This window comes from Rhodococcus sp. PSBB066 (assembly GCF_017068255.1).
In the GTDB taxonomy this organism is placed as follows: Bacteria; Actinomycetota; Actinomycetes; order Mycobacteriales; family Mycobacteriaceae; genus Rhodococcus; species Rhodococcus aetherivorans.
Genome location: NZ_CP070859.1, coordinates 3,905,401 through 3,926,899, shown reverse-complemented (window position 1 = coordinate 3,926,899; position 21,499 = coordinate 3,905,401). Strand labels below are relative to the sequence as shown.

At 72.6% G+C, this 21,499-nt stretch carries 17 protein-coding genes; 15 read left to right on the top strand and 2 right to left on the bottom strand.

The annotated features are described in order from the left end of the window. Positions 1–111 precede the first annotated feature (111 nt). A complete protein-coding gene (locus JYA75_RS17825) occupies positions 112–1,143 on the top strand; it encodes a tyrosine-type recombinase/integrase (RefSeq protein ID WP_006936819.1) in 1,032 nt (343 codons plus the stop codon). Between the two features lie 145 nt (positions 1,144–1,288). Then, positions 1,289–2,662, top strand: coding sequence for an NAD(P)/FAD-dependent oxidoreductase (locus JYA75_RS17820; RefSeq protein ID WP_050035279.1), 1,374 nt, complete (start codon positions 1,289–1,291; stop codon positions 2,660–2,662). A gap of 88 nt (positions 2,663–2,750) precedes the next feature. Here the strand turns inward: JYA75_RS17820 and JYA75_RS17815 are convergent, their stop codons facing one another. Together JYA75_RS17815 and JYA75_RS17810 are read right to left on the bottom strand one after the other, a co-directional pair. Beyond that, positions 2,751–3,197 carry a PaaI family thioesterase gene (locus JYA75_RS17815; protein ID WP_006936807.1) on the bottom strand — a complete coding sequence of 149 codons (447 nt, stop codon included), beginning with the start codon at positions 3,195–3,197 and terminating at the stop codon, positions 2,751–2,753. Between the two features lie 213 nt (positions 3,198–3,410). After that, a complete protein-coding gene (locus JYA75_RS17810) occupies positions 3,411–4,130 on the bottom strand; it encodes a hypothetical protein (protein ID WP_050035280.1) in 720 nt (239 codons plus the stop codon). A 142-nt stretch (positions 4,131–4,272) separates the two neighbouring features. Between JYA75_RS17810 and JYA75_RS17805 the strand changes: the two genes are divergently transcribed. From JYA75_RS17805 to JYA75_RS17745, 13 genes are all read left to right on the top strand, one after another. After that, a complete protein-coding gene (locus tag JYA75_RS17805) occupies positions 4,273–5,691 on the top strand; it encodes an iron ABC transporter permease (protein ID WP_029543814.1) in 1,419 nt (472 codons plus the stop codon). Between the two features lie 98 nt (positions 5,692–5,789). Continuing rightward, positions 5,790–6,785: an iron chelate uptake ABC transporter family permease subunit gene (locus JYA75_RS17800; protein ID WP_231386020.1), complete on the top strand. Its 996-nt coding sequence runs from the start codon at positions 5,790–5,792 to the stop codon at positions 6,783–6,785. After that, positions 6,782–7,705: an ABC transporter ATP-binding protein gene (locus tag JYA75_RS17795; protein WP_006936802.1), complete on the top strand. Its 924-nt coding sequence runs from the start codon at positions 6,782–6,784 to the stop codon at positions 7,703–7,705. The genes JYA75_RS17800 and JYA75_RS17795 overlap by 4 nt, the downstream gene beginning before the upstream one ends. 9 nt (positions 7,706–7,714) lie before the next feature. Next, positions 7,715–8,137, top strand: a complete 423-nt coding sequence (locus JYA75_RS17790) for a BlaI/MecI/CopY family transcriptional regulator (RefSeq protein ID WP_006936801.1) — start codon at positions 7,715–7,717, stop codon at positions 8,135–8,137. A 17-nt stretch (positions 8,138–8,154) separates the two neighbouring features. Next, positions 8,155–9,108: a M56 family metallopeptidase gene (locus JYA75_RS17785; protein WP_006936800.1), complete on the top strand. Its 954-nt coding sequence runs from the start codon at positions 8,155–8,157 to the stop codon at positions 9,106–9,108. A gap of 70 nt (positions 9,109–9,178) precedes the next feature. Beyond that, positions 9,179–10,630, top strand: a complete 1,452-nt coding sequence (gndA, locus tag JYA75_RS17780; RefSeq protein ID WP_029543818.1) for an NADP-dependent phosphogluconate dehydrogenase — start codon at positions 9,179–9,181, stop codon at positions 10,628–10,630. A gap of 42 nt (positions 10,631–10,672) precedes the next feature. Next, positions 10,673–11,542 (top strand): DMT family transporter, encoded by an 870-nt coding sequence (locus tag JYA75_RS17775; protein WP_029543820.1) that lies wholly within the window; start codon positions 10,673–10,675, stop codon positions 11,540–11,542. 10 nt (positions 11,543–11,552) lie between these two features. Next, positions 11,553–12,992 (top strand): GuaB1 family IMP dehydrogenase-related protein, encoded by a 1,440-nt coding sequence (locus JYA75_RS17770; protein WP_006936796.1) that lies wholly within the window; start codon positions 11,553–11,555, stop codon positions 12,990–12,992. Between the two features lie 314 nt (positions 12,993–13,306). Continuing rightward, positions 13,307–14,683, top strand: a complete 1,377-nt coding sequence (locus JYA75_RS17765) for a hemolysin family protein (RefSeq protein WP_029543823.1) — start codon at positions 13,307–13,309, stop codon at positions 14,681–14,683. Next, positions 14,680–15,765 carry a hemolysin family protein gene (locus JYA75_RS17760; RefSeq protein ID WP_029543826.1) on the top strand — a complete coding sequence of 362 codons (1,086 nt, stop codon included), beginning with the start codon at positions 14,680–14,682 and terminating at the stop codon, positions 15,763–15,765. The genes JYA75_RS17765 and JYA75_RS17760 overlap by 4 nt, the downstream gene beginning before the upstream one ends. A 91-nt stretch (positions 15,766–15,856) precedes the next feature. After that, positions 15,857–16,747 (top strand): hypothetical protein, encoded by an 891-nt coding sequence (locus JYA75_RS17755; RefSeq protein ID WP_006936790.1) that lies wholly within the window; start codon positions 15,857–15,859, stop codon positions 16,745–16,747. Positions 16,748–16,864: 117 nt separating this feature from the next. After that, the gene (locus JYA75_RS17750; RefSeq protein WP_029543828.1) at positions 16,865–19,969 is read left to right on the top strand and encodes an AAA family ATPase; all 3,105 of its coding nucleotides are present in this window, start codon (positions 16,865–16,867) and stop codon (positions 19,967–19,969) included. Between the two features lie 97 nt (positions 19,970–20,066). Continuing rightward, positions 20,067–21,485: an FAD-binding oxidoreductase gene (locus JYA75_RS17745; protein ID WP_029543830.1), complete on the top strand. Its 1,419-nt coding sequence runs from the start codon at positions 20,067–20,069 to the stop codon at positions 21,483–21,485. Positions 21,486–21,499: the final 14 nt, after the last annotated feature.

Genomic DNA, 21,499 nt, shown 5'->3' with positions numbered 1-21,499 from the left:
CGCGCCCCGCCTCGGGTCCCCACTCCCCTTTCCTGTTGTCACACCGTTCCCGTCGGTCCCGGATGTCACACTGGTATCGCACAGGTGTACGACCGGTACGTGAGGAGGGGCATGACGAGCCGGGTGGATCCGGGGTTGCTGGACTGGGTCGCCGCGTATCTCGAGACGTTGCAGACGGCGAAGCGGTCGGCGCACACCGTCAAGGCGTACCGACTGGATCTGCAGGCGGTGTGCGAGGAACTCGGCGTCAAGCTCTCGGTCGCCCCGGAGGACCTGTGCGTGCAGGACATCACGATCCGGGCGATGCGCTCGGCGTTCGCCGCGTTCGCGCGGGAGCGGCAACCGGCGTCGGTGCGGCGGGCCTGGTCGGTGTGGAACAGCTTCTGCAACTTCCTCGTCTCCGAGGGGGTGTCGGAGGGCAACCCGATGGCCTCGATCGCCCAGCCGAAGCGGCCGCAGCACACCCCGAAGTCGTTCACGCCCAAGGCGATCGGGCAACTCGTCGACACCCTCACCGTCGAGGCGCAGCGCCCCGCCGCCTCGGGCCGGGAGTGGCCTCAGCGCGATCTGGCGCTCATCGCGACCCTGTTGCTGACCGGCATCCGCTCGGAGGAGCTGATCCGCCTCGATCTCGGCAGCGTTCTCGGCGGCACCGAGGCGCCCGTGCTGCGGGTGATGGGCAAGGGATCGGTGGAACGGCGGATTCCGCTCGAGGAGAGCTGGACGGCGATCGTCTCCGGGTACCTCGAGGAGCGCTACACGCGGTTCCCCCCGTCCCAGCGGTCCCGGCGCGGCGACGACGAGACGCCGGCGGTGTGGGAGCGCTATCCCCCGTCCGATCCGTTGTTCGTCGGCGCCGACGGCCGGCGCATCACCCGCGGCACGCTGCAGTACCGGGTGCGGCGGATGTACCGGATGGCGGGCATCGAGGGTGAGCGCAAGCGGGGCGCCCTCGCGCACGCGCTGCGGCACACCTTCGCCACCAGTCTGGCCGACGGCGGCGCGACGATGGTGGAACTGCAGCAGTTGCTCGGACACCGGTCGCTGCAGACCGTGCAGATCTATACGTCGGCGACGGACGACGCGGTCCGGCACGCCGCGCGGCACAATCCGGTCTACGGGCTGCTCGACCGGCGCGAGTGAGGCCCGGCGCGCGGGGGCCGGCCGGTGGCGGACGCGTAAGCCTGTGGTGAGCGGGTATTGCTGACAGACTGGGGGCGGCGCGGGAGCCCCGTCGCTCGTCCCGCCACCGGTTGCCCGGTCGACCCGAGACATCGAGGAGCACGGAATGAGCATCCAGTCGGTTGAGCCACGTCGTCACCATGTCGTGGTGATCGGATCCGGATTCGGGGGCCTGTTCGCCACCAAGGCCCTCGCACGTGCCGACGTGGACGTCACCGTCGTCGCTCGGACCACGCACCACCTCTTCCAGCCGCTGCTGTACCAGGTGGCGACGGGCATCCTGTCGGTGGGCGACATCGCGCCCCCGACCCGCCTGGTGCTGCGCAAGCAGAAGAACGCGCAGGTGCTGCTCGGCGACGTCGAGTCGATCGATCTGACGCAGCAGACCGTCACGTCCCGATTCCTCGAGCACGAGACGGTGACGCCGTTCGACAGCCTGATCGTCGCCGCCGGTGCCGGGCAGTCGTATTTCGGCAACGACCAGTTCGCCGAGTTCGCGCCCGGCATGAAGACGATCGACGACGCGCTCGAGCTGCGCGGCCGGATCCTCGGGGCGTTCGAGCAGGCGGAACTGTCCGAGGATCCGGCCGAGCAGCGGCAGCTGCTCACGTTCGTGGTGGTCGGGGCGGGCCCCACGGGGGTGGAACTCGCCGGGCAGATCGCGGAGCTGTCCCATCACACGCTCCGGGGCGCGTTCCGCACCATCGATCCGTCGTCGGCGCGGGTGGTGCTGCTCGACGGGGCACCGGACGTGCTGCCGGTGTACGGGGGCAAGCTCAGCGCCAAGGCCCGTCAGACCCTCGAGAAGCTCGGCGTGGAGATCCAGCTCAACGCGATGGTCACCGACGTGGACGCGACGGGCCTGACGATCAGGGAGAAGGACGGCACCGAGCGCCGGATCGAATCGCAGTGCAAGGTGTGGTCAGCGGGCGTGTCGGCGAGCCCGCTGGGCCGGCAGCTCGCCGAGCAGTCCGGCGCCGAGGTCGACCGGGCGGGCCGGGTCCAGGTGAATCCGGACCTGTCGCTGCCCGGTCACCCGAACGTGTTCGTCATCGGCGACATGATGTCGTTGGACAAGCTGCCCGGCCTGGCGCAGGTGGCGATGCAGGGCGGTAAGTACGCGGCGCGGCAGATCGTGGCGGGCCTGTCCGGTCACAGTCCGGCCGAACGCAAGCCGTTCAAGTACTTCGACAAGGGTTCGATGGCCACGATCAGCCGGTTCAGCGCGGTCGCGAAGGTCGGCAAGCTCGAGATCAGCGGGTTCGTCGGCTGGGTGGCCTGGCTGGGGATCCACCTGCTGTACCTGGTGGGGTTCTCGAACAAGCTGTCGACCCTGCTGTCGTGGGCCACGACGTTCCTGACCCGGGGCCGCAACGAGATGGCCTCGACGGAGCAGCAGGTGTTCGCCCGCAACGCGATCGATCGGCTGCAGCGGCACACCGAGGAGGCCGAACGCGGCAGCCGCCGCGCCGCGGGCTGAGTCGCGGCCGCCGCCGCGCCGCGGGCTGAGTCGCGGCCGCCGCCGCGCCGCGGGCTGAGGCTGGTTCCGGTGGCCCCCACCGCTGTGGTCAGCCCCCCAGGGCGTCGGGATCGAGGATGTTGGCGAGGCGCACCTGCCCGTGGGCGACGGTGCGGTCCTGTTCGTCGGTGATGGCGACCTGCCACAGCTGCTGGCTGCGCCCGCGCTGGATGGGGGTGGCGGTGGCGGTGAGCACACCCTCGCGGGTGGCGCGGATGAAGTCGGTGTTGTTGTTGACCCCCACCACCTTGCCGCGGTCGCCGAGCCAGATGCTGCCGGCAAAGCTGGCGACGGACTCGACGACCGCGCAGTAGACGCCGCCGTGGACGATGCCGAACGGCTGGTGCTGGGTCGGGGTGACGGTCCAGTGCGCGCGGACCCGGTCCGGGCCGAGTTCGGTGAACTCGAGGCCGAGGACGGAGCCGAAGCCGTTGTTGTGCTGTTCGGTGACGGCCGCGGGGTCGGTCAGGTGCTCCTGCGTGGGCAGATCGGTCATGTGTCACTCCGTCCGGGTCGTGCCAGCTCCCTGGCGCGGGCCCGGCGGCGGTCGCCGGGTCTGGAAGGGATGCTAGGACATCGCCGGTGGCACGCAGTGCCGGGACGAGCCGGCGGGCCTCGCGTCGTGGACGCGAGGCCCGCCGCGGGAAGGACCGGGAGTCTCTGCAGCCCTCAGGACTCCGGCGCGGTCCGGCGGTCGCAACACTCTCGACTATAGGTAAGGCTTGCCTAATTTGGCAAGCCCTCGGACCGGCAGGCCCAGCGTCAGGAACGCATCCAGCAGAAGCTGGCCGCGACGCGCCGCGACGGAGCGGGAGGTGCCGGCCAGCAGGGGAATCTGGGCCGCACCCGCCACGACGGCGCGGCCCAGGAGGGACCAGAACCGCAGCGCGTCGGTGGGGGCGCACAGTGCCAGCGAGGCGTGCGCGGCATGCAGCGCGGTGCCGGCCCGGTGGGCGGTCCACCGCGCGAGCGCCTCCTCGCACGGCAGCACGACGACCGTGTCGTCGGCGGCCGCGGGGTCGTCGGGCAACACGCGCAGGGTGTCGTCGGCGACCGCGGCCCAGTCGATGCCTCCGTCGCTGTCCTGGTGGATCCACAGGTTGTCGAGTCCGGGGTCCCAGCAGCGTGCCTCGAGCAGGTAGGGGGCGAGCACCCGGCCCGCGACGACATGGACGAGGGCGCCGGCCACCTGGTCGGCGGCGATCCGCGGGTCGGCGACGTCCTCGAGCGCGCGGGCGTGGAGCAGCGCGATCCGCCGGTCCCGCTCGGCGTCGGCGAGCCGCCACCAGCGGCGGCGCGGCTCGTCGTCGATGCGGGCGACGGCGTAGACGCGCGGGGCGTGCGGCGTCAGCAGGCGCAGGCGGGCGTCCGTGTCCACGAACGCGCGGACCTGCGCTGCGGTGGATCGGGGTGGCAGCAGGGTTGTCATCCACACCTCCTGATCGGCGAGCTGCTGTGGTTAGGTAAGCCTAACCATTACATTACGGGCCGGCGGATGCAACCCGGAAGATAGGGTTCGGTAACCTAACCTCCGTTCGGCCGAGTTCGCGTCCCCCGAGGAGCCCGCCCCTGTGACCACCCTCCGCCCCCCGGACACACCGGCCTCCGCCGCTGTACCTCCCTCCCTGGCCCGACGCCTCGTCGCCGAGGCCCTCGACCTGGCCCTGCTCGCCGTTCCCGCCGGCATCGGCCTGCTGCTCGTGCAGGCACTCGCCGACGCCAACGGCGGCGGGCAGACCGACCGGGTCGTCTTCGGGGGCACCGCACTGGCCGCCACCGTCGGCCTGCAATGGTGGAACCGCGGGCACCGCGAGGGCAGCACCGGGTGCAGCCTCGGCAAGCAGTGGACCGGCCTGATCACGCGCGACGCCGCGGACGGCGGCCCGGCCGGCACGCGGCGCAGCCTGCTGCGGCGCGGCACCGAGGTCGTCACCGACCGCGTCGCCGCCGCCGCGGGCTTCACCCCCCGCGCCGCCGACACGAGCCTCGCGGCGCTCCGCCGTCGCCGGCTCCTCGGCCTGCTCGCCATCGGCGGCGTCCTGGGGGTGGTGCTGCTCGCCGGGATCGCCGTCGGCGCGCGACCGATGACCATCGCCGAGGTCGTCCACGCGCTGACCGTCGACGACGGCTCCGACACCGACGTCATCGTGCACACCCTGCGGATCCCGCGCACGGTCCTCGGACTCGTGGTCGGCATCGCACTCGGCGTCGCCGGCGCCCTCATCCAGGGCCACACCCGCAATCCGCTGGCCGACGCGGGACTGCTCGGCCTCAACGCGGGCGCCGCGTTCCTGGTGGTGCTCTCGATCTACCTGCTGGGCATGTCCACCCCCGCCCAGTACCTGTGGTTCGCCTTCGCCGGGTCCCTCGCCGCCAGCGTCGTGGTCTTCGGGCTGTCCTCCCTCGGCGGTGGCCGCGCCGGGCCGCTGAGCCTGGCCCTGGCCGGCGCCGCCGTCGCCTTCTTCCTGCAGGCCATGACGCATGCGGTGGTGCTGCTCGACCAGACCACCCTCGACGGATACCGGTTCTGGATCGTCGGCTCCGTCGCCGGACGCGACCTCGAGGTGCTGTGGCAGGTGCTGCCGTTCCTCGCGGCCGGGCTCGTCATCGCGGTGGCCAACACGCCCGGCCTCAACGTCCTCGGACTCGGCGAGGACGTGGCCCGCTCCCTCGGCACGAACGTCGTCGCGGCCCGCACCGTCGGCATCGTCGCCATCACCCTGCTCACCGGCGCGGCCACGGCGGCGTGCGGGCCGATCGCGTTCATCGGGCTCGTGGTCCCGCACGTGGCGCGGGCCGTCACCGGACCCGACTATCGCTGGCTGGTCCCCTATTCGGGCCTGCTCGGCGGCGCGCTGCTCGTCCTCGCCGACGTGATCGGCCGGATCGTCGTGCGGCCCGGCGAACTGCAGGTCGGCATCGTGCTCGCGCTGATGGGGGCGCCGTTCTTCATCGCCCTGGTCCGCCGGCGCCGGCTGGTGGCGCTGTGACCGCGCCCGCGACGACGCACCCCGCACCGGACCGGCCGACGGTCCCGTCCCGTCCGGCCCTGCGGCTCGGCCCGGTCTCGCTCGTGTGGCGCCCGCGCATGGTGGTCGTGTGCCTGGCGCTGGTGGTGGCGACGTTCCTGCTGCTGTGCGTGGGCCTCGGCCGGGGCGACTATCCGTTGTCGGTGCCGCAGGTGCTCGCCGTCCTGGCCGGCGGCGGGGAACAGCTCGACCGGTTCATCGTGCTCGAGTTGCGGCTGCCCCGTGGCCTGGCGGCGGTGCTCGTCGGGGCGGCCCTGGCCGTCTCCGGGGCGCTGACCCAGACGGTCTCGCGCAATCCCCTGGCCAGCCCCGACATTCTGGGCATCACGGCCGGGGCGAGCGCGGCCGCCGTCGCCCTGATCGTCGCCACCGGGTCCGGAGTGCTCGGCGGGGCGCTCGGCGCGCTCGGCCTGCCGCTCGCGGCGCTGCTGGGGGGCCTGCTCACCGCGGCGGCGGTGTACGTGCTGGCCTGGCGCGGCGGCGTCGAGGGCTTCCGGCTGGTGCTGATCGGCATCGGCGCCAACGCCCTGTTCGTCGCGCTGACCAACTGGATGCTCGTCTCGGCCGACATCAACGACGTCTCGCAGGCCCAGGTGTGGCTCACCGGGTCGCTCAACGGTGCCGGGTGGTCCCAGGTGGTGCCCACGGCGCTCGCGCTCGCCGTGCTCGGCGGCTGGCTCGTCACCGGCGCGTTCACGATGGGCGCGCTGCGGCTCGGGGACGACACCGCCCGCTCGCTCGGGGTGCGGCTGCAGACCCAGCGGGCGGTGCTGCTGCTCTCCGCGTGCGCGCTGGCCGGGATCGCCACCGCGGCGGCCGGCCCCATCGGGTTCGTCGCATTGGCCGCCCCTCAGGTCGCGTTGCGGCTGGTCCGCTCCCCCGGCCCGCCGCTGATCGCCTCGGCCCTGACCGGGGCGGCGCTCGTCGTCGCGGCCGACATCCTCGCCCGGACGGTGCTGCCGGTGGCCCTGCCCGTCGGGCTGGTCACCTCCGCGCTCGGCGGCCCGTTCCTGCTGTACCTGCTCGTGCGCTCCAACCGAAAGGTCTCCGTATGACCGGCATCTCCCGCGACATCGGCGCGCCCGCAGCCCAACCGGCGGCGGCCGCGTCGCCGCGGCTCGTCGCCGAGCACCTGGCCCTGGGCTACGGCGACCGGCTCGTCGTCGACGACCTGGATCTCACCGTGCCCACCGGCGTGATCACCACGGTGATCGGTCCCAACGGTTGCGGCAAGTCCACCCTGCTGCGGGCCCTGGGCCGGCTGCTGCGCCCGCGTCGCGGCACCGTGCTCCTCGACGGGCACGCGATCTCCTCGATGCGCACCCGCGACGTCGCGCGGGTGCTGGGGATGCTGCCGCAGGCCCCCGTCGCGCCGGAGGGCCTGACCGTCGCCGACCTCGTCGCACGCGGACGGCATCCGCACCAGTCGTGGCTGCGCCAGTGGTCCGCCGACGACGAGGGCGAGGTCGCCGTCGCGCTGGAACGCACCGGCATCGCGGATCTGGCCGACCGCCCGGTCGATCAGCTCTCGGGCGGGCAGCGGCAGCGGGCGTGGATCTCGATGGCGCTGGCGCAGGGCACCGACATCCTGCTGCTCGACGAGCCGACCACCTATCTGGATCTGGCGCATTCGGTGGAGGTGCTCGACCTCGTCGACCGCCTGCACTCGGAGCTGGGGCGCACCGTGGTGATGGTGTTGCACGATCTGAATCTCGCGATCCGCTACAGCGACCATCTCGTGGTGATGAAGGACGGGCGGATCGTGCGGTCGGGGGCGCCGGCGGAGGTGATCACCGAGGAGTTGCTGCGGGAGGTCTTCGCGCTCGACGCCGCGGTGATCGACGATCCGGTCTCGGACCGGCCGCTGATCGTGCCGATCGGCACCCGCCACGTCGTCGGCACCGCGGGCGGCCCGGCGGCCACGAGAACACGTACTACTTCGGGTAGTACGACACGTACGTCGGAGACCCGGTAAACTCGTGTCATGGCAGCACTCGGAGAACTCGAACGCGCAGTGATGGACCACCTGTGGTCCTCCACCGAACCCCAGACCGTCCGGCAGGTCCACGAGGCCCTCGCCGCCCGGCGCTCCCTCGCGTACACCACCGTCATGACCGTTCTCCAGCGCCTCGCGAAGAAGAACCTCGTCATCCAGCAGCGCGACGACCGCGCCCACCGCTACGTGCCGGTGCACGGCCGCGAAGAACTCGTCGCCAGCCTCATGGTCGACGCCCTGGATCAGGCCGACGAGTCCGCCGGCCGGGTCGCCGCCCTCGTCCACTTCATCGGGCGTGTCAATCCCGACGAGGCCGCCGCGCTGCGCGAGGCCCTCGCCGCCCTCGAGGCCGAGGAGGAAGGGCACGCCCGTCCCGCCGTCGCCGACCCGGGTACCGGTCGGGCGAGCTGACTGGCACACTCGGTGCCATGAACGCGACCACTGCGCTGGTCTTCGGCATCCTTGCGCTGCTGCTGGCAGGACCGGTACCGGCCCTGCTCAGTCGTGCCACCTGGCCGTACCGCAACCCCCGCGCCGCCCTGGTGCTGTGGCAGGCGGTGGCCCTCGCGGCCGTGCTGTCCGCGTTCAGTTCCGGCCTGGCCATCGCGTCGCTGCTGCTCGTCCCCGGCGAGGACGGCCGCCCCACCACCGCCCCGCTGCAGGAGATCGACGCGCTGGGCCTGCCCCTGTGGCTGACCTACGTGGTGGTCTTCGCCCTCACCCTGCTGATCGGTGCACGGTTGATGTATTCGATTCTGCGGGTCGGCGTCCGAACCCGCCGCCGCCGGGCCCGGCACCGCATGCTCGTCGACCTGCTCGACCGGCGCGACAGCGGCGCGTCGGTACGCCAGCTGTCCTACGTGCGCGTCCTCGACACCGCCGAACCCGTCGCCTACTGCCTGCCGGGCCTGCGGCACCGGGTCGTGCTCAGCGAAGGCACCCTCGACCACCTCGGCGACGACGAGATCCGCGCCGTCCTCGGCCACGAGCACTCGCACCTGCGGGCCCGGCACGACCTCGTGCTCGAGGCGTTCACCGCCGTCTACGAGGCGTTCCCCCGCTGGGTGCGGTCCAAGTCGGCGCTCGGCTCGGTGCAGCTGCTCGTCGAGATGCTCGCCGACGACTCCGCCGTGCGCGTCACCGGACCCACCCCGCTGGCCCGGGCCCTGGTGGCCTGCGCCGGCGCCCGCACCCCCCAGGGCGCCCTCGCCGTCGGTGGCCCCTCCACGCTGCTGCGGGTCAAACGCCTCGCCGAACCCGGACCGGACCTGCGCACCGCCGTCATCGCGTACGCCGCCGCCGTCGCGATCCTCGTCGTGCCCACCATCGCGGTCGCCGTGCCGTGGCTGACCGAACTCGGCCGCCTGCTGCGCGCCTGGTGAACCGGCGCCGGCCCCACCCGTAGCACGCCCCCGATTTCGATCCCGTCCGGGTTCGGGGGAAGCTGTACCCATGACCGTCGAACGCACCGAGAATCCCCGCGCCCAGATCGGCGTGACCGGCCTGGCCGTCATGGGATCGAACATCGCCCGTAACTTCGCCCGCCACGGCCACACCGTCGCGCTGCACAACCGCAGTGTCGCCAAGACCGACGCCCTGCTCGAAGCCCACGGCGACGACGGCGACTTCGTGCGCACCGAAACCATCGAAGAGTTCGTCGCCGCCCTGCAGAAGCCGCGCCGGGTGCTCATCATGGTCAAGGCCGGCGAGGCCACCGACGCGGTCATCGAGGAACTCGCGAACGCGATGGAACCCGGCGACATCATCATCGACGGCGGCAACGCCCTCTACACCGACACCATCCGCCGCGAAGCCGCACTGCGCGAACGCGGCCTGCACTTCGTCGGCGCCGGCATCTCCGGCGGCGAGGAAGGCGCCCTCAACGGGCCGTCGATCATGCCCGGTGGCCCCACGGAGTCCTACGAGGCCCTCGGCCCCCTTCTCGAGTCCATCTCCGCCCACGTCGACGGCACCCCGTGCTGCACCCACATCGGCCCCGACGGCTCCGGCCATTTCGTGAAGATGGTGCACAACGGCATCGAGTACGCCGACATGCAGCTCATCGGCGAGGCCTACAACCTGCTGCGCGACGCCCTCGGCTACGACGCCACGACGATCGCCGACGTGTTCTCCGAGTGGAACACCGGCACCCTCGAGTCCTACCTGATCGAGATCACCGCCGACGTCCTGCGCCAGACCGACGCCACCACCGGCAAGCCCCTCGTCGACGTCATCGTCGACGCCGCCGAGCAGAAGGGCACCGGCCGCTGGACCGTCAAGTCCGCCCTCGACCTCGGCGTCCCGGTCACCGGCATCGCCGAGGCCGTCTTCGCCCGCGCCCTGTCCGGCTCCCGCACCCAGCGCGCGGCGGCCCGCGGCCTGGCCTCCGGCGCCCTCGGCGACAAGCCCGCCGACGCCACACAGTTCACCGAGGACATCCGCCGCGCCCTGTACGCGTCGAAGATCGTCGCCTACGCCCAGGGCTTCGACCAGATCGCCGCCGGCAGCGCCGAATACGGCTGGAACGTCGACCGCGCCGCCCTGGCCACCATCTGGCGCGGCGGCTGCATCATCCGCGCCCAGTTCCTCAACCGCATCAAGGAGGCCTACGACGCCGACCCGCAGCTGCCCAGCCTGATCCTCGCCCCCTACTTCCGCGAGGCCATCGAAGCCGGCATCGACAGCTGGCGCCGCGTCGTGGCCACCGCCACCATGCTCGGCATCCCCGTCCCCGCGTTCGCCTCGTCGCTGTCGTACTACGACGGGCTGCGCGCCGAACGTCTGCCCGCGGCCCTCACCCAGGGCCAGCGCGACTTCTTCGGCGCCCACACCTACGAGCGCATCGACGCCGACGGCAAGTTCCACACCCTCTGGAGCGGCGACCGCAGCGAGATCCGCGCCTGACCGCGCCCGCACCGACGCCGACGTAGGGCATAGTTTGTGCCCATGAGCGGCACCGTCACGGCGTCCGTCGTGTGCGCGCTGGCCGCCGCGATCCTGTTCGCGGCGGCCAGCGTCGCCCAGCAGCGCTCCGCCGAAGCCGTCCCCGCCGGCGAGTCCCTCGTCGCCGCCCTGATCCGCAGCCCCCGCTGGTGGGCCGGGGTACTCGGTGACGGCGGCGGCTACCTGCTGCAGGTCGCCGCGCTCGCCCTCGGGCCGGTCCTGGTGGTCCAGCCGCTGCTGGTGTCGTCGCTGCTGTTCGCCCTCCCCCTGTCCGCGGCGTTCTCCGGGTCTCGCATCACCCGTCCCACCTGGCTGACCGCGGCGGCACTGTGCGCGGCTCTCGTCGTGTTCCTCGTCGTCGGCGACCCCACCGCCGGGGAGATCGACGCCCCCGGGCACGAGTGGGTGCTCCCGCTCGGCGTGGTGTGCGCCGTCGTGCTCGCCGCCACCGCGATCGGGCTGTTCGGCCGCGACCGCGGCACCCGGGCGCTGGCCCTCGGCGCGGCCAGCGGCCTGCTCTACGGGGTGGCGGTGGCGTTCACCAAGTACGTCACCGACCTGTTCGAGCACGGCCTGCGGCCCGTGGTCGGCGCCTGGCAGACCTGGGCCCTGGTCACCGCCGGCCTCCTCGGCGTCTACCTGCAGCAACGCGCCTTCCAAGCCGGCCCGCTCGCCGCATCCCTGCCGGCCGTCACCATCGGCGAGCCCCTCGCCGCCGTCTTCCTCGGCATGACCGTCCTCGACGAACGGCTCCGGGTGGACGGCCCGGGACTCGCCCTCGTCGTCGCCTCGGTCGGCGTGATGCTGATCGCCACGGTGGCGCTCTCACGCAGCCAGGCCCGGCTCACCGCACCCGCCGGCGCCGGCGCGTAACATTCGCCGGGTGCGCTTCCTCGACGGTCACCAGCCCCCGTACGACCTGACGTACGACGACGTGTTCCTCGTCCCGGACCGATCCGCCGTCGCATCCCGGTTCGACGTGGACCTGTCCACGGTCGACGGCTCCGGCACCACCATCCCCATCGTGGTCGCCAACATGACCGCCGTGTCCGGCCGCCGCATGGCCGAGACCGTCGCCCGCCGCGGCGGGCTCGTCGTGCTCCCCCAGGACCTGCCGGCCGGCACCGCCGCCGAGACCGTCGCGTTCGTCAAGAGCCGCCACCTCGTCGCCGACACCCCCGTCACCCTCGGCCCCGAGGACTCCGTCTCCGACGCCCTCGCCCTGCTGCCCAAACGCGCCCACCGCGCCGTCGTGGTGGTCGACGAGAACCGCCGCCCCGTCGGCGTCGTCACCGAGGCGTCCTGCCGCGAGGTGGACCGGTTCGCGCGGCTGCGGTCGGTCGCCATCCGCGACTTCGCCACCGCCCCCGTCGGCTCGTCCCCGCGGGAGGCGTTCGCGCTGCTCGAGGCCAAGCACGACCCGTTGGTTGTCCTCACCCACGACGACGGCACCCTCGCCGGGGTCCTGACCCGCACCGGCGCCGTCCGCGCCGGCATCTACAGCCCGGCCGTCGACGCCGACGGCGCCCTGCGCATCGGTGCCGCCGTCGGCGTCAACGGCGACGTCGCCGCCAAGGCCGCCGGACTGGTCGACGCCGGCGTCGACCTGCTCGTCCTCGACACCGCGCACGGGCACCAGGAGAAGATGCTCGACGCCCTGAAGCGGATCAAGGCGCTCGATCTGCCCGTCCCGCTCGTCGCCGGCAACGTCGTCTCCGCCGCCGGCACCCGCGAACTGCTCGACGCCGGCGCGGACATCGTCAAGGTCGGCGTCGGCCCCGGCGCCATGTGCACCACCCGCATGATGACCGGCGTCGGGCGCCCCCAGTTCTCCGCCGTCGCCGAATGCGCCCACACCGCCCGCGACCTCGGCGCGCACGTGTGGGCCGACGGCGGTGTGCGTCACCCCCGCGACGTCGCGCTCGCCGTCGCCGCCGGCGCCGCCAACGTCATGATCGGGTCCTGGTTCGCCGGCACCTACGAATCCCCCGGCGAGCTGCGCTACGACGAGACCGGACACCCCTACAAGGAGAGCTTCGGCATGGCCTCCAAGCGCGCGGTGGCCGCCCGCACCGTCGACGACTCCGCCTTCGACCGCGCCCGCAAGGCCCTGTTCGAGGAGGGCATCTCCACCTCCCGGATCCGCATCGACCCGCAACGGCCGGGCGTGGAGGACCTGATCGACCACATCTGCTCCGGGGTGCGCAGCACCTGCACCTACGCCGGCGCCCGCACCCTCGAGGACCTGCACGAGCGGGCCGTGCTCGGGGTCCAGTCGGCGGCCGGCTTCGCCGAGGGACGGCCCCTGCCCACCGGTTGGTGACCGCGCCGCCGCTGCGGAGCCGGACACGGCCCGTAGAATGAGGCCTCACCGTGAAACGCCCGCCCCTTTTCGATGATCGGGCCCGACGAGAGGAACCCGGTGCCCGCGGCACCCACCACCACTTCGACAGGACCCCTGGCCACCGCGGCCGACGCGGAGTCCGACTCCGCCGGTTCGGAGGGCTCCCCTAGCGAGCCGGGTGACAAACCCGGCGGGACCTACTCGACACCGGAGCGCAGCTTCCATTCGGCACCGGAGCGGAGCTCCCGGTCGGCACCGGAGCGGAGCTCCCGGTCGGCACCGGGACGGTGCTGATGTCCGTCTTCCTGTCCATTCTCAGCCTGGTCGGCTTCATCGCCCTCACCGCGGGCACCGCCGTGTTCGTGGCGGCCGAATTCTCCCTGACCGCCCTCGAACGCAGCACCGTCGACGCCCACGCCCGCGACGGCGACCTGCGCGCGCGACAGGTGCAGCACGCCCACCGCACCCTGTCCTTCCAGCTCTCCGGCGCCCAGCTCGGCATCACCATCACCACCCTGATCACCGGCTACCTCGCCGAACCGGTCCTCGCCCGGTTTCTCGACCCGCTGCTGCGCGCGGCCGGGCTCGGCGCCGGCGTGGCCTCCGGCATCTCCCTGGCCCTGGCGCTGATCATCGCCACGTCGTTCTCGATGATCTTCGGTGAGCTCGTGCCGAAGAACCTCGCCATCGCGCGGCCCCTGGCCACCGCCCGCGCCACCGCGGGCCTGCAGGCCGGCTTCTCGCTGGTCTTCAAGTGGGCCATCGTCGGGCTCAACGGCGCCGCCAACCGGATCGTGCGGCGATTGGGCATCGAACCGGCCGAGGAACTGCGCTCGGCGCGCTCCCCGGAGGAACTCGGTTCCCTGGTCCGGGCCTCGGCGGAACGCGGCGCCCTCGACGAGAACACGGCGCTGCTGGTCGGGCGCTCGCTGCGCTTCGGGGAACGCACCGCCGAGGACCTCATGACCCCCCGCGTGACCATCGAGTCACTCGACGTCCACGACACCGTCCTCGACCTCATCGACGCCTCGTCACGCACCGGCTACTCCCGCTTCCCCGTCGTCGACGGCGATCTCGACGCCACCGTCGGCGTCGTGCACGTCAAGCACGCGTTCACCGTGCCCGCCCGGCGCCGCGCCCACACCCAGCTGCGCACCCTCGCCCGGCAGGTGCCCGTCGTGCCGTCCACCCTCGACGGTGACGCGGTCATGGAACGGGTCCGCTCCGACGGCATGCAGGTCGCGCTCGTCGTCGACGAGTACGGCGGTACCGCCGGCATCGTCACCATGGAGGACCTGATCGAGGAGATCGTCGGCGACGTCCGCGACGAGCACGACGAACCCGAGCCCGAGGCGCAGCGCGTCGAGCAGGGCTGGTCCTGCTCCGGGCTGCTCCGCATCGACGAGGTGGCCCACCTGACGGGATACCTCGCCCCGGACGGCGAGTACGAGACCCTCGGCGGCCTGATCCTCACCGAGCTCGGGGAGATCCCCGCATCCGGCGACGAGGTGCTGCTGCCGCACCGGCCCGGCGACGCCCATCACCGGTGGCGTGCCCACGTCCTCGAGATGGACGGGCACCGCATCGACCGGGTCCTGCTCGTCCCCGTCGACGAGCCCGCCGGCGAGGACGACCACGCACCGGACGACGAGAGGGGGGACCGGCGATGAACGACTGGCTCGCGGTGCTGCTCACCGTCCTGCTGCTCGCCGGCAACGCCTTCTTCGTCGGCGCCGAGTTCGCCCTCATCACCGCCCGCCGCGACCGGCTCGAAACCCTCGTCGGGCAGGGCAAGAAGAGGGCACGGACCGTCATCGACGCGGGCGAGCACCTGTCGCTGATGCTCGCCGGGTCCCAGCTCGGCATCACCATCTGCTCGATCCTGCTCGGCCGCGTCGGCGAACCGGCGATCGCCCACCTGATCGAACAACCCATGCATGCGCTCGGCGTCCCGGACTCCCTGCTGCACCCGATCGGCTTCGCGCTCGCCCTCGCGATCGTGGTGGTGCTGCACATCCTGCTCGGCGAGATGGTCCCGAAGAACATCGCCATCGCCGGACCGGAGCGGTCGGCGATGCTGCTCGTGCCGGCACACCTGCTGTTCATGAAGGTGGCCCGGCCGCTGATCGCCTTCTACAACCTGTGCGCCAACGTCAGCCTGCGGTTGCTGCGGGTGGAACCGAAGGACGAACTCGACGTCACCGTCACCGAGATCGAACTGTCCGAGATGATCGGTGAGTCCCGCTCCGAGGGGCTGCTGGACGAGGAGGAACACCGGCGCCTGACCAAGGCACTCGCGACGAGCGGACGAACCGTCGCCGACGTGACGATCCCCCTGTCCGGGGTCCGCACCGTTCCGCTCGGCCCGGCCGGCACCACCCTCGGGGCCGTCGAGCGGGCCGTCATCGAGACCGGCTACTCCCGGTACCCGGCGGAGACCCCGGCCGGGGAACTGGCCGGCTATCTGCACCTGAAGGACGTGCTCGACCTCGTCCGCGACGAGTCCGCGGGACCGGACACGATCATCGCGACCGCGGAGATCCGGCCGTTGCCGCCGGTGCCGGTCGACGCCCCCCTCGACGACGCCCTGTCGCTGCTGCGGCGCACCAGTTCCCACCTCGGCGGAGTCGTCGACGAGCACGGCAGGGTCATCGGCATCGTCGCGCTCGAGGACCTCGTCGAACAATTCGTCGGCACCGTGCGCGACACCACCCACCGGATCGCCGACCCGGGACCGGGACCCCGGACGTGAACCCCGCCCCGACCACCCCGGCGCCCGCCGGCCGGCGCAGCACCGCGATGGAATCATTGCAGCACCGATGCAGTCGTTACGGGCGGGAACCATGAGTGCGGTCCTGGCACCCGAGCAGTGGCTGCCGCGCCGGGAGCGGCACCGCCACCGGCTGACGGCGCTGCTCGGCCCCTACCTCGACCGGCGAGCGCGCGGCGCCACCCACCCGGTGATCGACTTCCTGTTCACCTACTACAGCTTCACGCCGTCCCAGCTCATGCGCTGGCACCCCGGCTTCGGATCCACCCTCACCGGCTCCGCGTCGGCGGAGTACGCCACCCTGCGGGGCTACCGGACCACCGGCACCGGGGTCACGGTCGACCCCACCCACCTGGCCCGGCGGCGCGAGACCGTCCGATACGTCGCCGGCCTGCTCGAGGCCACCGCATCCCGGCCCGCGCACTTCGGCTGCTTCGGTCTCCACGAATGGGCGATGCTCTACCGCACTCGGCCCGAAGACGTCCGCCACAGCTCCGTACCCCTGCGCCTCGGCCACACCGGCACCGACACCGTCGTCGAGTCGTTGCAGCTGCGCTGCACGCATTACGACGCGTACCGGTTCTTCACCCCGGACGCCGGCCCCCTCAACATCGAACCGCTCACCCGCGACGACCAGGTACGGCGGGAACAACCGGGCTGCCTGCACGCCGCCATGGACCTGTACAAATACTGCTACAAGCTCACCCCGCTGCTCGACACGGACCTGACGGTCGACTGCTTCGAGCTGGCCTACGCCGCCCGGGAACTCGACATGCGGGCCAGCCCGTACGACCTGAGCGAGTACGGCTACCCCCCGGTACCGATCGAAACACCCCGCGGACGAGCGGAGTACGTCCGCGAGCAGACGGTCCTGGCCGAGCGGTCCACCGCGCTGCGCGCGGCGCTGCTCGACCGGTGCCACCGGCTGCTCGACGCCGACCGGGAGCACGCCGGCCGCCGCTGAGCGGACACCGCCGCCTGCCCTCTCCCCGGGACGTCCCCGGCGCGCGACTCGGCACCCGCGACGATCGATATCCCTCCCCGCCGGGTCTACGCTGAAGTCTGGAGAGGCCACGACCCGATGCTGTACGTCTCCGTCCTGGGTGAGCAGTCGATCACCGACGACACGACCGGTGCCGTCGTGACGCGGTCCCCCCGCGGCACGACCCTGGTCGCCTACCTCGCCCTCCACGCCGGAGTTCCACAGCCCCGCCAGCTCATCGCCCCCCTGTTCTGGCCCGACTCGACGACCGCCCAGGCCCTGACCAACCTGCGCCGCGAACTGCACCACCTGCGCCGCGCCCTCGACGACGACCCGGCCGTCGGAGTGACCTCCCGGGATCTGTGCTGGCGCGACACCGAGACCAGCCGGGTGGACCTACGGACCTTCACCGTCGAGTACCACGCCGCCCTGGCGGCCGCGACGAGCGGCGACGACGAGGCGGCGCTGCGGCACGCCACCACGGCGCTCGCCGAATACCGCGGCTCCCTGCTGCCCGGCATGTACGACGACTGGATCCTCGAGGCCCGTTCGGATCTCGAACGGCACTGCGTCGACCTGTGCGATCTGCTGTGCCGGCTCCGGGCCCGCACCGGCGACCTCCCCGGGGCGATCGACGCCGCCCGCCGCCGGATCCACCTGCGGCCCCTGGAAGAGGGCGGATACCGCACCCTGATGCACCTGCAGGCCGAGCACGGCGACCGCGCCGCCGCGGTGAGCACCTATCACCGCTGCGCCGCCCTCCTCGAACGTGAACTCGGGGTGGCACCGGACCCGGCGACGCGCACACTCGCCGACCGCCTGCTCGCCCACGCGGCCCCCACCGCGGCCGCCCGCCCGACCGCCGAGCCGGCGGCCCGGCGGCCCGGACTCGCCGCCCCGGCACTCGTCGGACGCTCACGCGAACTCCGTCGGCTGCACGAGGCGTGGCGCACGGCGGCCGCCGGCCGCCCCACCCTCGTCCTCGTCACCGGCGGCGCCGGCGTCGGCAAGACCCGCCTGGTCGCCGAGATCGCCGACACGGCCCGCGCACAACCCGCAGTGGTGGCGAGCACCCAGTGCTTCGGAACGTCCGGACGGCTCGCCCTCGCCCCGGTCGCGGACTGGCTCCGCACCCCCGCGGTCCAGCCCACGCTCGCCGCGCTCGACCCGCTCTGGCGCGCCGAGGTCGACAGGCTCGTACCGTCCGGCACCACCCGCCCGGAACCCGGCGCCGGCCTCCGGGCGATGGTCGACGCCTGGCAGCGCCTCCGGTTCTTCGAAGGCCTGGCGCGGGCCCTGATCGGCGGCGGCCGCCCGGTCCTGCTGACCCTCGACAGCATCCAGTGGTGCGACCCGGAGACGCTGACGTTCCTGACGTTCTGCCTGTCCCTGACCCCCGACGCGCCCCTGATGGTGGCCGCGACAGCCCGCACCGACGACACCGACGAGAGCCGGGACCTCGAGCAATGGGCCGTCCGGATGCGGACCGCCGGTCTGCTCACCGAGCTGCCACTGCAGCCCCTGGGGGTCTCCGGCACCGCCCGCCTGGCCGAGGCGCTCGGCGGGTGCCCGCTCGACCTGCAGGACGCCGAACTGCTGCACGCGACCACCGGAGGCTTCCCGCTCTACATCATCGAAGCGATGCACAGCGGACCGGACCTCGCCCCCGCCGGCAGCCTGGCCGACGTGCTGCACGACCGGATCGAGCAGGTGAGCCCCGCCGCACGGGACGTCGCCGGACTCGCCGCGGCGGTAGGCCGCAACTTCACCCTCGACCTGCTCACCGAGGCCAGCGACCTCGACGCCGACGCCGTGGTGCGCGCCGTCGACGAGCTGTGGCAACGCAGAATCCTGCGACAGTTCCGCGACGGCTACGACTTCTCCCACGACCTGCTCCGCGACGCCGCCTACGCCCGGATCAGCCCGCCCCAGCGCTGGCTGCTGCACCGCCGTCTCGCGCAGAGCCTCGAATTGCTGCACGCCGACGACAGCGACAGCGTCTCGGCGCAACTCGCCGAGCAGTACGCCCGCGGGGGACGACCGGACCGGGCAGTGGCCTACTACCGTCGCGCGGCCGATGTCGCCTCGAGCACCTTCGCCCACACCGAGGCGATCCGACTGCACAAGAAGGCGCTCGTCATCGCCCGCACCCAATTCGAGGGGCGCAGCGCCGCCGTACAGGAACTCGCCGTCCGCGAAGCGATGGCGGCGCCGCTCAACGCCAGATACGGCTACTCCTCCCCCGAACTGCAACAGACCCTCGAGCGCTCGATCCGGCTGGCCGCATCCCTCGGCCGCAAGGACTCCCTCCTGGCCGGCCTCGTCGGGCTCTGGTCGTCGCGGTTCGTGCAGGGAAACATTGCCGGCGCCCACGAGGTGGCGACCCGCGCCCTGACCCTCGTCGACCCCGGCTCCCCGCTGAGCGGATCGGCCCACTTCGCATTCGCCGGTTCGGCGGTCGAGCTCGGCCGCCCCGAGGAGGCGCTCCACCACTTCGACCGCGCGGCCGCACTGACCCGGGGCGCTCCCTCGTTGACCGTCGGCACCCGGCCCGACGTGCACGGCAGCGCCTGGGCGGCACACGCCCACTGGCTGCTCGGCCACAACGACGCCGCACTGACCTGCTGCAACGAGGCCGTCCGGCTGGCCCGGACGATCGATCATCCGTACAGCCTGGCCGTCGCCCTGGCCTACAGCGGCATCACCCACCACCTGCGGGCAGACCCCGCCGCCCTCGACGTCGCCGTCGCGGAACTGACCGACCTGTGCGTCCGGTACGGATTCGCCTACTACAGCGAGTGGGCGCTGATTCTCGGCGGTTGGTCCCGCGGCGGCGAGGCCGGCCTCACGCAGGCGCGGCGCGGCATCGACACACTCCGAGCGGCCGGTTCGTTCGCCCGGATGCCGTACTGGCTCTCGCTGCTCGCCGACCTGTCGGTGCGGGAAGGAGATCCCGGCGCCGCCCGCGCCGCGCTCGATGCCGCCCTCGTCGCCGGACAGGCCCGCGACGACCTGTGGTGGCTGCCCGAGGTGATGCGGATGCGCGCGGCGCACGACGACCACGACGCCGCGATCGCGCGGCTGCGCGCCGCCGCCCGGACCGCGGCCGCCCACGGCAGTGCCGCCCTGCTCCGGCGCTGCGCGCGGGACCTCGCCGAACACGGCGTTCACCTGCCGCTCCCGGGCGTTCCCCCGGCCCCGTGACCGGCTGCGCGCACTCGAACGCTGCGCGAACGCCCCCTTCCTAGGGTCGACGGTACAACGCCCGCACCGGCGAGCGACCGACCCGAAAGGGACTCCCGTGACCACCATCTCGACCCGGTCGGCCGGCGCCGTGCCGTACGACGACCTGGCCGCGGCCCTGCGCGGCGACCTGATCACCCCCGGCGACACCCGCTACGACACGGCGCGTGCCGTCTACAACGGCATGATCGACAAACACCCCGCGGCGATCGCACGCTGCCGGGACGCCGCCGACGTCGTTTCCTGCGTCCGCTTCGGCCGCGCCCACGCCCTCACCCTGGCCGTGCGCGGCGGCGGGCACAACGCCGGCGGCCTCGGCGTGTGGGACGACGCGCTCGTCGTCGACCTGTCCCTGATGCGCAGTACCACGGTCGATCCGGCACACCACACCGTCCGCGTCGACGGCGGATGCACCTGGGGCGACGTCGACCACGCCACGGTCGCCTTCGGCATGGCCACCCCGTCCGGCTTCCTCTCGTCCACGGGTGTGGGCGGGCTGACCCTCGGTGGCGGCATCGGCTATCTCTCCCGGCGCTTCGGGCTGACCGTAGACAACCTTCTCTCCGCCGACGTGGTGCTCGCCGACGGCACACTCGTGACGGCCGACGAGAGCTCGCACAGCGACCTGTTCTGGGCGCTGCGCGGCGGCGGCGGGAACTTCGGCGTCGTCACCTCCTTCACCTTCCGCTGCCACGACATCGGCGAAGCCGGCATGATCGTCGGCGGCCCGGTGCTCTACGACCTCGCCGACACCGCCGACGTCATGCGCTGGTACCGGGAACTGCTGCCGGCGCTCCCGGAGGAACTCAGCGGCTGGATCGCGCTGCTCACCGTCCCACCCGCCGCCCCGTTCCCCGAGGACCTCTGGGGCCGCAGGTGCTGCGGCATCGTCTGGTGCTACACCGGACCGCACGCCAAGGCCGACGAGGTGCTCGAGCCCATCCGGACCTACGGCTCGCCGCTGCTGGTCGGCCTGCACGACATGCCGTTCACCGTGCTGCAGAGCGCATTCGACGCCCTCTACCCGCCCGGCCTGCAGTGGTACTGGCGGGCGGACTTCTTCGACGAGATCACCGACGCCGCGATCGACGTGCACTGCCGGTACGGGCAGCAGCTGCCGACCGGTCACTCCACCATGCACCTCTATCCCATCGACGGCGCCACCAGCCGCGTCCCCGAGGACGCGACCCCCTTCGCGTACCGGGGCGGCGGATGGGCGGGAGTCATCGTCGGCGTCGACCCCGACCCCGCCAACGCCGACCTCATCACCCGGTGGGCCCGCGACTACTGGGAGGAACTGCACCCGACCTCCGCCGGCGGCGCCTACGTCAACTTCCTGATGAGCGAGGGACAGGACCGGGTCGAAGCCGCCTACCGCGGGAACTACGACCGGCTCACCCGGATCAAGCGGCGCTACGACCCGGACAACGTCTTCCACATCAACCAGAACATCCGGCCCGCCGCACCCGACCGGTAGCCCGGAACCGCACC

Coding starts and splice junctions, on each gene's coding strand:
- JYA75_RS17825 (WP_006936819.1), top strand. CDS start 112: ATGACGAGCCGGGTGGATCCGGGGTTGCTGGACTGGGTCGCCGCGTAT.
- JYA75_RS17820 (WP_050035279.1), top strand. CDS start 1,289: ATGAGCATCCAGTCGGTTGAGCCACGTCGTCACCATGTCGTGGTGATC.
- JYA75_RS17815 (WP_006936807.1), bottom strand. CDS start 3,197: ATGACCGATCTGCCCACGCAGGAGCACCTGACCGACCCCGCGGCCGTC.
- JYA75_RS17810 (WP_050035280.1), bottom strand. CDS start 4,130: ATGACAACCCTGCTGCCACCCCGATCCACCGCAGCGCAGGTCCGCGCG.
- JYA75_RS17800 (WP_231386020.1), top strand. CDS start 5,790: ATGGTGGTCGTGTGCCTGGCGCTGGTGGTGGCGACGTTCCTGCTGCTG.
- JYA75_RS17795 (WP_006936802.1), top strand. CDS start 6,782: ATGACCGGCATCTCCCGCGACATCGGCGCGCCCGCAGCCCAACCGGCG.
- JYA75_RS17790 (WP_006936801.1), top strand. CDS start 7,715: ATGGCAGCACTCGGAGAACTCGAACGCGCAGTGATGGACCACCTGTGG.
- JYA75_RS17785 (WP_006936800.1), top strand. CDS start 8,155: ATGAACGCGACCACTGCGCTGGTCTTCGGCATCCTTGCGCTGCTGCTG.
- gndA (WP_029543818.1), top strand. CDS start 9,179: ATGACCGTCGAACGCACCGAGAATCCCCGCGCCCAGATCGGCGTGACC.
- JYA75_RS17775 (WP_029543820.1), top strand. CDS start 10,673: ATGAGCGGCACCGTCACGGCGTCCGTCGTGTGCGCGCTGGCCGCCGCG.
- JYA75_RS17765 (WP_029543823.1), top strand. CDS start 13,307: ATGTCCGTCTTCCTGTCCATTCTCAGCCTGGTCGGCTTCATCGCCCTC.
- JYA75_RS17760 (WP_029543826.1), top strand. CDS start 14,680: ATGAACGACTGGCTCGCGGTGCTGCTCACCGTCCTGCTGCTCGCCGGC.
- JYA75_RS17755 (WP_006936790.1), top strand. CDS start 15,857: ATGAGTGCGGTCCTGGCACCCGAGCAGTGGCTGCCGCGCCGGGAGCGG.
- JYA75_RS17750 (WP_029543828.1), top strand. CDS start 16,865: ATGCTGTACGTCTCCGTCCTGGGTGAGCAGTCGATCACCGACGACACG.